The sequence below is a fragment of the Nocardiopsis listeri genome, assembly GCF_020741345.1.
GTDB classification, from domain to species: Bacteria; Actinomycetota; Actinomycetes; order Streptosporangiales; family Streptosporangiaceae; genus Nocardiopsis; species Nocardiopsis listeri_A.
On the sequence record NZ_DYZD01000251.1, the window covers coordinates 1 to 9,573 of the forward strand.

Annotated in this window: 7 protein-coding genes and 1 pseudogene; 4 read left to right on the forward strand and 4 right to left on the reverse strand. The window is 70.5% G+C overall.

The annotated features are described in order from the left end of the window. The 4 genes from K8V84_RS13130 to K8V84_RS13145 form a co-directional block, all read right to left on the reverse strand. The coding region (locus K8V84_RS13130; protein ID WP_304074534.1) for an AAA family ATPase at positions 1-1,601 on the reverse strand (1,601 nt) is incomplete at its 3' end. 102 nt (positions 1,602-1,703) lie between these two features. After that, the gene (locus tag K8V84_RS13135; RefSeq protein ID WP_304074536.1) at positions 1,704-2,909 is read right to left on the reverse strand and encodes a globin domain-containing protein; all 1,206 of its coding nucleotides are present in this window, start codon (positions 2,907-2,909) and stop codon (positions 1,704-1,706) included. 113 nt (positions 2,910-3,022) lie between these two features. Further along, positions 3,023-3,481, reverse strand: a complete 459-nt coding sequence (locus K8V84_RS13140) for an Rrf2 family transcriptional regulator (RefSeq protein ID WP_304074539.1) — start codon at positions 3,479-3,481, stop codon at positions 3,023-3,025. A 58-nt stretch (positions 3,482-3,539) separates the two neighbouring features. Then, the gene (locus K8V84_RS13145) at positions 3,540-5,135 is read right to left on the reverse strand and encodes an MFS transporter (RefSeq protein WP_304074541.1); all 1,596 of its coding nucleotides are present in this window, start codon (positions 5,133-5,135) and stop codon (positions 3,540-3,542) included. A 469-nt stretch (positions 5,136-5,604) separates the two neighbouring features. Between K8V84_RS13145 and panB the strand changes: the two genes are divergently transcribed. The 4 genes and pseudogenes from panB to K8V84_RS13165 all read left to right on the forward strand — a co-directional run. Next, positions 5,605-6,459, forward strand: a complete 855-nt coding sequence (gene panB / locus K8V84_RS13150) for a 3-methyl-2-oxobutanoate hydroxymethyltransferase (RefSeq protein ID WP_304074543.1) — start codon at positions 5,605-5,607, stop codon at positions 6,457-6,459. Positions 6,460-6,601: 142 nt separating this feature from the next. Then, positions 6,602-7,483 (forward strand): sulfurtransferase, encoded by an 882-nt coding sequence (locus K8V84_RS13155; RefSeq protein ID WP_304074545.1) that lies wholly within the window; start codon positions 6,602-6,604, stop codon positions 7,481-7,483. Between the two features lie 335 nt (positions 7,484-7,818). Then, positions 7,819-8,859 carry an LLM class F420-dependent oxidoreductase gene (locus K8V84_RS13160; RefSeq protein ID WP_304074547.1) on the forward strand — a complete coding sequence of 347 codons (1,041 nt, stop codon included), beginning with the start codon at positions 7,819-7,821 and terminating at the stop codon, positions 8,857-8,859. Between the two features lie 220 nt (positions 8,860-9,079). Further along, positions 9,080-9,267 (forward strand): annotated as a pseudogene (locus K8V84_RS13165) (DUF397 domain-containing protein); the annotation flags it as partial. Between the last annotated feature and the right edge of the window lie 306 nt (positions 9,268-9,573).

Consider the following 9,573-nt stretch of genomic DNA (forward strand, 5'->3'; position numbering starts at 1 on the left):
ATGAGGGTGGCGGAGAAGGCGGCGAGGATCGCGGCGGCCTCGGGGTGGTCGTCCGGCAGCAGCACGGAGGCCTCGGCAAGCTCCTCCAGCGCCCCGTCCAGACCCATCTCCTTGAGGGCGAGCGCGCGGGCGTGGCGCAGCAACGCGATCCGTTCGGCCTCGGCGGGCGGGTTCTCCTCGTCGATCTCCTCGTGCAGGTCGGTCGCCCCGAGTTCGGTCAGTCCGTCGTCGGCGTAGTCGATGGCACGACGGACCGATCCGGCGACCAGGCACACCTGCGCGGCGCGGACCAGGACGTCCACGCGTTGCAGCCCGGTGCGCTCACCGGCGTCGGGAACCTGCTCCCACAGTTCCAGGACCCGTTCGAGCAGGGCCAGCTGTTCGGGGTAGGCGTCGACGGCGGCGACCTGGTCGGCGGCGCTCCACGCCGTCTCCAGGGCCAGGGCCTGGTCGTGCGAGGCGTGGGCGTGGTGGGCGAGCTGGACCGCCCGTTCGCGTTCGGACATGCGGGGCATGCCGCGTCGGAGCGCCTCGGCGTAGCGGTGGTGGGCGCGTACGCGTTCGCCGGGCAGCAGGTCGGCGTGGACGGCCTCGGCGAGCAGGGCGTGCCGGAACACGTAGCCGTCCTCGGTGGTGCGCAGGACCTTGGCGTCGATGGCCGGGCGCAACGCCTCCTCCAGTTCCTCTTCGGTGGTCCCGGCTCGGCGGGCCGCGGCGGCCAACAGGGTGTGCGGGACCCGGCTCCCCGCGGTGGCGGCCAGCCCCAGGGCGCGACGGGTGGGTTCGGGGAGGGGCTCGACCGAGGCCAGGAGCAGCTCGCGGGGGCCTTCGGGAAGCGCCGCCCCGGCGCGGCCGTGGTCGTTCAGCAGGGACTCGACGAACAGCGGGTTGCCACCGCTGCGTTCCCAGAGCAGGTCCAGGTCGGCGGGGTCGAGCCCGGCGCCGCGCAGCGCGGTGGCCTGGCCGTCGACCTCCTCACGGGAGAGGGGTTCCACGTCCAACCGGTCGACCTCGGGCAGGCGCTGTAGTTCGGGCAGCAGTCGGCGCAGCGGATGGGTGCGGTGCAGGTCGTCGGTGCGCACGCTCACCAACAGGTGAACGGGGGCCGGACCGAGGTTGCGCAGCAGGAAGACCAGCAGGTCACGGGTGGAGGCGTCGGCCCAGTGCAGGTCCTCCAGGACCAGCGTGAGCCCGTCGGGGCGGGCGCGTTCCTCCAGGAACGTCAGGACCGACTCGAACAGACGGGCCCGCCCCTCGTCCGTGCGGTCGCCGGCCTCGCCCAGTTCGGGGAGCAACCGGCCGAGGTCGACGGCGGGGTCGGTGGTGGGTCCGCCCGAACGCAGGAGTTCGCGCAGCAGGGTGGTGAAGGGGGCGAAGGGGATGCCGTCGCTGCCGGCCTCCAGGCAGCCGCCGACGGCGACGCGGTCCTCCGGAAGACCCCGCAGGTGTTCCTCCAGTAGGCGGGTCTTGCCGACCCCGGCCTCGCCGCGGACCAGGACGGTGCGGGCACCCTCCCTTCGGGTTCGGCACCCGCTCCGGGTCAGGGTGGACAGCTGGGCGTGGCGCCCGACGAACACGGTGGGGGAATCGTGTGACCGCATGGTGTCGAGTATGTCCGCTCGGGCCTCCCAGGGCATCCGGATTCGCCCACCGGCGAAGGCGGTGGGGGCGCGCGTTCGGGGACGGGCGCCCCGCCTCACCGGTCAGTCCTGGCCGAGCCAGAGGTCGGGACCGAACACCTCGTAGTGCGCCCGACGCGCGGGCAGCCCACCGTCCAGCAGCCCGGCGCGCACCTCGCGCATGAACGGCAGCGGGCCGCACAGGTAGGCCTCGGCGCCCTCGGGGATCTCGATCGGGCCCAGGTCCATGGTGCCGGGACGCACGGTGACGTCCTTCGACGCTCCGGCCTCGGTGTGGTCCTGCTCGTACCAGACGTGGGCGGTGGCACCGGGCAGCCGCTCGATCAGCTCGTTGAGCTCCTCGCGGTGGGCGTGGTCGGCGGGCGTGCGGTCGGCGTGCAGGACGACCACCCGACGGTCGGCGGCGTGTTCGGCGAGGTGACGGAGCATGGCCGCCATCGGGGTACAGCCGATACCGGCCGACACCAGGACCAGGGGGTGGTCGCCGTCGGAGAGGGTGACGTCGCCGGCCGGGGTGGAGACCATGAGGGTGTCGCCGGGGGCGGCCGTGCCGTGCAGGAGGGTGGAGACCTCACCTGCGGGGTTCCACTCCCCCGCGCGCAGGCGTTTGACGGTGATCAGTCGCCGGCTGCCGTCCCAACCGGAGACGGAGTACTGGCGGGCCTGGTGGACGCCGTCGGGCATCTGGGCGCGCACGCTGACGTACTGGCCGGGACGGAAGTCGGGGGCGGGGCCGCCGTCACCGGGTTCCAGGGTGAGCGTGACCGCGTCGGCGGTCTGTTCGCGCCGCTCGGTCACCGTCCAGGGGCGCCACACGTCACGGCCGCCGAACTGCTGGTACAGGCCCGCCTCCATGGCGATGAGGGCACCGGCCATGAGCCAGTACACCTCGTCCCAGGCGGCGACGACCTCGGGGGTGGCCGACTCGCCGAGGACGTGCGCGATGGCGCCGAAGAGGTACTTGTGGACGATCACGTACTGGTCCTCGGTGATCCCGAGGGAGACGTGCTTGTGCGCGATGCGGGACAGGAGGGCGTCGGGGCGCTCGTCCGGGTTCTCCAGCAGCATCGTGGCGAAGGCGGCGATCGATCCCGCCAGGGCCTTGCGCTGTTCCCCGCTGGCCTGATTGCCACGGTTGAACAGCCCGTCGAGGAGCTCCGGGCGCTCGCCGAGCATCGTGTCGTAGAACCGGGCGGTGATGTCGTCGAGGGCTCCGGCGACGGCGGGGATCGTGGCGCGGACCGTGGCCGCGGACTCGTTGGAGAGCACGCTTCCTCCTGGGCCGGGACCGGGCCCCGGCATCGATAATTGGTATCTGAAATGCATATTAAACGCGTGAATCAGGCACCCATCACCGGGGTCAGGTTAAGAAAAAGGCCAGGTCAAACCGGATTCTCGACCGGAGAACCGTCCTCGCGCAGCAAAGTGAGCGTCTGTCGTGTGGGCGAGCTCACCAGGGACTCCACGGACACCCCGTCCAGGGAGACGTAGAAGGCCTCACGCGCCTGCCACAACGCCACGCGCAGTCGACAGGCGGCGCGCAGCGGGCAGGGCGGATCATCTTCACAACCGGCCAGGTCACCCGCGCCCTCCAGCTCACGGACGATCGCCCCCACCGAGGAGCGCCGACCCGCCTCGGTGAGTCGCAACCCGCCTCCGCGCCCGCGCCGGGCCTCGACCAGCCCCATCTCCGCCAGGCGCGCCACGGCCTTGGCCATGTGCGTGTAGGGCACGTGCAACATGCCCGCGGCGTCACGTGTGGTGAGGAGTTCACCCTCCCGGGCGACGGCGAGCCGCATGACCAGGCGCAGGGAGACGTCGGTGAAGGCGGTCAGACGCATGTCGCCCATGGTAGGTCGTGTGCGGGGGCCGTGCCCGGGCCGAGCCCACCCGCCGCGCTCAGCGGTCGCTCCGAGGACGCCCCTCCTGCTCCGACGCCGGTTTCACTTCATCGCCCCGGCGTGGGGCGGGAGCACCACGCGGCATCCACACCAGCACCACCAACAGGCCCACCAGCCCGAAGCCCAGCGAGACCGTCGCGGCCAGGTGCAGCCCTTCCAGGAAGGCCTCCTTGGCGGGCGTGACCAACGCCGCCCCCGGCTCCCCCAGGCTCCGGGCGAAGGCCATGGTGCCCTCGATCGACTCCCCGGCCACCCGGACCCGCTCGGGGTCGGCGTCGGTCTCGTCCGCCACCTGCCGCAGGGTGGGCGCCATCACCGACCGGTAGTGGAAGGAGATCACCGCGCCCAGGACGGCCACGCCCATGGCCGTGGCGATCTGGCGCACCGTGTTCTGCACCGCCGACGCCGCACCGGCCTTGCCCGGCGGCACCGACGACATGATCGCGTCCGTGGCCGGGGTGAGCACCACGGCCATCGCCGACGCCTGCAGGAAGAAGAACGTGATGATGAACGGCAGCGGGGTGTCCTGTTCGATCCGCGTGTAGAACAGGAAACTGCAGCACACGATCGCCACGCCGGTCGCGGCCAGGACTCGCGCGCCCACCCACCGGACCAGCGTGGTGCTCAGCGGCGCGAACACCATCTGCCCGATGGCGGCGGGCAACACCAGCAACCCCGCGATGAAGGGGGAGAACTCGCGCACGCTCTGCCAGTAGAAGCTGAGGAAGAAGATGATCCCGGCCATGCTGAAGAACAGCACCATGATCGTGGCGATGGACACGCTGAACCGCGGGTCGCGGAAGAAACGCACGTCCAACGACGGGTCGGGCACCCGTGACTCGTGCACCAGGAACAGCACGATCACCGCGACCCCGAGCAACAGGGCCCCGTAGACGTCCCAGTCCGCCAACGACGCCCGCTCCCCCGCGGTGATGATCCCGTAGATCAACAGCACCAGGCCGGGGATGGACAGCAGCACGCCCACCACGTCCGGACGACCGGCGTTCTCGTCCCGGGACTCGGGGATCAGCACGAACATCAGCGCCAGTCCGATCAGCACGAACGGCACGTTCACCAGGAAGATCGAGCCCCACCAGAAGTTCTCCAGCAGCAGCCCTCCCGCCGACGGCCCGATCGCCATCGCCAGACCCACCGCCCCGGCCCAGATCCCGATCGCCCGGCCGCGCTCCTGGGAGGGGAACACGTTGGTGATCACCGACAGGGTCTGCGGCATCACCATGGAGGCTCCGAAACCCATCACCGCGCGCGAGGCGATCAGCTGTTCGGGGCTTTGCGAGTACGCCGACAGCGCCGAAGCGGCGCCGAACACGACCAGCCCCCAGGCCAGCAACCGTCTGCGCCCCCACCGGTCGCCGAGAACCCCGAAGGTGAACAGCAGCCCGGCGAACACCAGCGTGTAGGAGTTGATCGCCCACGCCAACTGCGCCTGGCTCGCACCCACCCCGTCCACCGGGTCGGACAGGGTCCGCAGGGCCACGTTGAGGATCGTGTTGTCGGCCACGACCACCAACAGGCAGATGATGAGCACCGCGAGCCCACCCCATCTGCGCCGGTACGCCGTCCGCTGGTCCAAGGGGACACCTTTCGATCACCACGCCCGCCCGCCGGGCGCTCCGTCATGCTAGCCGTAGGGGGGTGAGCCGCATCTCACCTGGTGAGGCATTGGAGAGCAGGGACGGTCACCGGAAGCGGTGTCACAAAAGATCACGGAAATTCCCGCTCGTCGACCCGGCCGGCGCCCCGACTCCACGACACCACAGGCGAAGCACCGGTTGTTCGACGGTGTGAATTCGCCCCCCGCCCCGGGTCGAAATCGACGGGGTCGGCATGGGATGATGCTCCCGTGCGGCCCTCGCACGCCTGTTCTCGCCCCACCGTTCCGGCGGGGGGCACGGAAGGACACGGTGTCGGGGAACAATCCCGCACGAGCACACCGTTCCCTCCGGGGAACACACGCGCACCGGTTGCGCACGACAACCCTTCTCGTCCACATGTCCGGGGACACCCACAGCGGTGCTTCGAGACAACGGAGGAAGAACACCATGAGCACCACAGCCCAGACCCCCTCCGCCGGGAACGCCCTGTACGGCGGGGTCACCAACCGACGCGTCACCATCCGCGACCTCGCCCGCGCCAAGGAGCGCGGCGAGCGCTGGCCGATGCTGACCGCCTACGACGCCCTCACCTCCCGGATCTTCGACGAGGCCGGCATCCCCGTCCTCCTCGTCGGCGACTCCGCCGCCAACGTCGTCTACGGCTACGAGTCCACCGTCCCGGTGACGGTGGACGAACTCGTCCCACTGTCCGCGGCGGTGGCCCGTTCCACCAAGCGTTCGCTGATCGTGGCCGACCTCCCCTTCGGCTCCTACCAGGGCTCTCCCCAGCAGGCGCTGGAGACCGCCTCGCGCTTCATGAAGGAGGGCAACGCCCAGGCCGTGAAGCTGGAGGGCGGCCACTCCGTCGCCCCGCAGGTGGAGATGCTGGTGTCCGCCGGTATCCCGGTGATGGCGCACGTGGGCCTGACCCCGCAGTCGGTCAACACCCTGGGCGGCTACCGGGTGCAGGGTCGGGGCGAGGCCGCCGCCGCCCTGCTCAAGGACGCCAAGGAACTGGAGCGCGCCGGCGCGTTCGCCCTGGTACTGGAGGCGGTCCCCGCGGACCTGGCCGCCCAGGTCACCGAGCAGCTGTCCATCCCCACCGTCGGCATCGGCGCGGGCGCCGGCACCGACGCGCAGGTACTGGTCTGGCAGGACATGGCCGGTCTGAGCCCGCGGGTGGCCAAGTTCGTCAAGACCTACGCGAACCTGGGCGAGACGCTGCGCGATGCCGCTTCCACCTACGCCGACGAGGTCGTCAACGGCGCCTTCCCGGCCGAGGAGCACACCTACAAGAGCTGACGATCGCGCTCAACGAACGCCGGCCGGGTCCCTCCCGGCCGGCGTTCTCCTGTGCGAGGGCACCGGTCGGGAGCGGAACAAGTGTGCGTCGCACGAGGTTGATGATCTGCGAAGCGTTTCGAACCGAGGGGGAATTGCGGACATGGCATCGAACAGCGCGCCGACCGTCGGCGTGGCCTGGCTGGCAGAGCACCTGAACGACGAGGACCTCGTCCTCCTGGACGCCACCACGCACCTGAGCATGCCCGAGCAGGGCCCCTACACCGTGGAGTCGGGGCGGGCCACCTTCGACTCCGAGCACATCCCCGGCGCACACTTCGCGGACCTGCTGACCGACTTCGCCGACCCCGGCGCCCCCGCGCCGTGGACCGTCCCGTCCTCGGAACGGTTCGCCGCGAGCGCGGGCGCCCTGGGGATCGGCCCGGGCGCGCGGGTGGTGGTCTACGACCAGTCAAACGGTTTCTGGGCCACGCGCCTGTGGTGGCACCTTCGGTTGGAGGGATTCGACGACGTGGAGGTCCTGGACGGCGGCCTGAACGCCTGGAAGGCGGCCGGCCACCCGGTCACCGACACCGCGTCGCCGACCCCCACCGCGCGCACCTTCGAGGCGCACCGACGCCCCGAGCTGCTGCGTTCCACCGAGGAGGTCCGGGCGGCCCTGGGTGACCCGAACACCGTCCTGGTCAATGTGCTGGACCCGAAGACCTACAGCGGCGAGAAGAAGAGCTACGCCCGCGCCGGGCACATCCCCGGCAGCATCAACCTGCCGGTGAGCGAGGTCACCGACCCCACCACCGGAACGCTCAAGTCGGCGGACGAACTGCGGACTTTGTTCGCGGCCAAGGGGCTGCTCGACCCCGGCGTCACGCCCGTCACCTACTGCGGCGGCGGGATCGCGGCCACCGGGGTGGCCCACGCGCTGGCCATGGCCGGTCGCGAGGACGTGGCCGTCTACGACGGTTCGATGACGGCGTGGGCCGCCGACGAGTCGCTGCCCCTGGTCACCGGCGACGAGCCCGAGTAGGGTCGGCGCCGCCCGGTCGGGGCGAGGGGCGTTCGGGCGCGGTCTCCGGTTTCTCCGGAGGCCTCGCCCCTTCATGTACGGACGTGGCCTGGGCGGACAGGCCTTGGGCGGATCGCCCGAAGGCGGGCGGCAGGACGGCCCGGAGCGGCACCTCCAGGGCGAGCACGAGGATGCGGGACGGATCGGAGATGGCCTGGCGCGGGCGGGCTCGGGCATGATCGGGGCACGCATCCATAGGTGAGGCGGGTCACCTACCGAATACCGTTCGGCAGTACAGTGACGCCGACACCAGGATCGCCACGGGCCGGGGTCCGGCCCCACCGGGAGGACAGCAGATGCGCATCTCGATGCCGCTCCAGTACGCGGGCGAGCCCAAGGCCGCCGTCGACCAGGTCGTCGAACTGGAGAAGGCCGGACTGGACACCGTGTGGGTCGCCGAGGCCTACGGCTACGACAGCCCCACCCTCATGGGCTACCTGGCCGCCCGCACCGAACGTGTGGAGATCGGCTCGGCCATCCTGCCCATGTACACCCGCACCCCCACCCTGGTCGCGATGACCGGGGCGGGGCTCGACTACCTCTCCGACGGTCGCGCCATCATCGGTCTGGGCGCCAGCGGGCCACAGGTCATCGAGGGTTTCCACGGGATCCCCTACACCAAACCACTGGCCCGCACCCGCGAGACCATCGAGATCTGCCGCAAGATCTGGGCGCGCGAGGAGCGCCTCACCCACGACGGCGGCGTGTTCACCCTGCCCCTGCCGCCCGAGCAGGGCACCGGTCTGGGCAAGCCGCTCAAGATCATCAACCACCCGGTGCGTTCGAGCATCCCGATCTACCTGGCCTCCCTCGGGGTGAAGAACGTCGAGATGACCGCCGAGATCGCCGACGGGTGGCTGCCCCACCTGTTCATCCCGGAGAAGGCCGACAAGGTGTGGGGCAAGGCCCTGGAGCAGGGCAGGGCCAAGCGCGACGCCTCCCTCGGCGAGCTCGACATCTCCGCCGGCGGTCTGCTCGCCATCGGTGAGGGCGAGGACGTCAAGAAGCTCCTGGAGTTCACCCGCCCGATGATCGCCCTGTACGTGGGCGGGATGGGCGCCAAGGGCAAGAACTTCTACAACACGGTGGCCCAGCGCTACGGCTACGAGGAGGCCGCCGAGAAGATCCAGGACCTGTACCTGGCCGGGAAGAAGGACGAGGCCGCGGCGGCGGTCCCCGACGAGTTCGTGGAGCTGACCAACCTGGTCGGCCCCGAGTCGTACGTGCGCGAGCGCGTGGAGGCCTTCCGCGCCGCCGGGGTCACCCGCCTCAACGTCACCCCGGTGGGCGACCACCCCACGAAGCTGATCGAGAAGGTCAAGGAGTGGACCTCCTGACGTCCCCATGGTCTTGCTCGTAGCGCCCGTTTCGGAGCCGAGATGGGCGCTGCGAGCAAGATCGCCGGCAATGGAACACGACCTGACAGGGCGGTCTCTTCGCGAAGCTCACGCAGCCGATGGCCGAGGACTCCTCCAGTTTCCGGCGTTTGTGCTCGTTCACCGCTTCACGGACGATGGATCGTTCGTTCAGCGCCGGCCGGTCGAGCTACAAGGACATTTGAAGGCAACGCCCTTCCCGATTTCGAGGCCGAAGCATCACAGCAAAGCCGGTGAGAACTGCGTCGAGGTCGCCGAACTCCCCCCTGTGACACAGCCATCCGCGGCTCGAAGCACCCCGCCGCCGGGCACCTCCCCTCCCCGTTCCCCGCCACCGAGTGGACCGGCTTCCTCTCCAGCGCCCTCACACTCTGGCCTTCAGGCCTCAGGCTCGCCCCCAAATCCAGCGAAGAGCCCGACCGCGCCCATCCACGGCATAGCCGGGCCCTTCGTTCTTCTGTCACCTGGTTCAGCCAGTACCGAGACCTGCACTCAGCGCACCCCGGGCGCCTGGCCTACAAGGGCTGTCCGGCCGGTCCGTCGTAACCGGATCGTTCGGGAGGAGCTGGACGCGTGGAGCAAGGACACGTGGGGTATCGAGGTGCGAGGTACTGCCTGACACAGACCTGATCTGAGTCGGGCCCTTGGGTTGTTGGGTGGGGGTGGGGGTGGGGG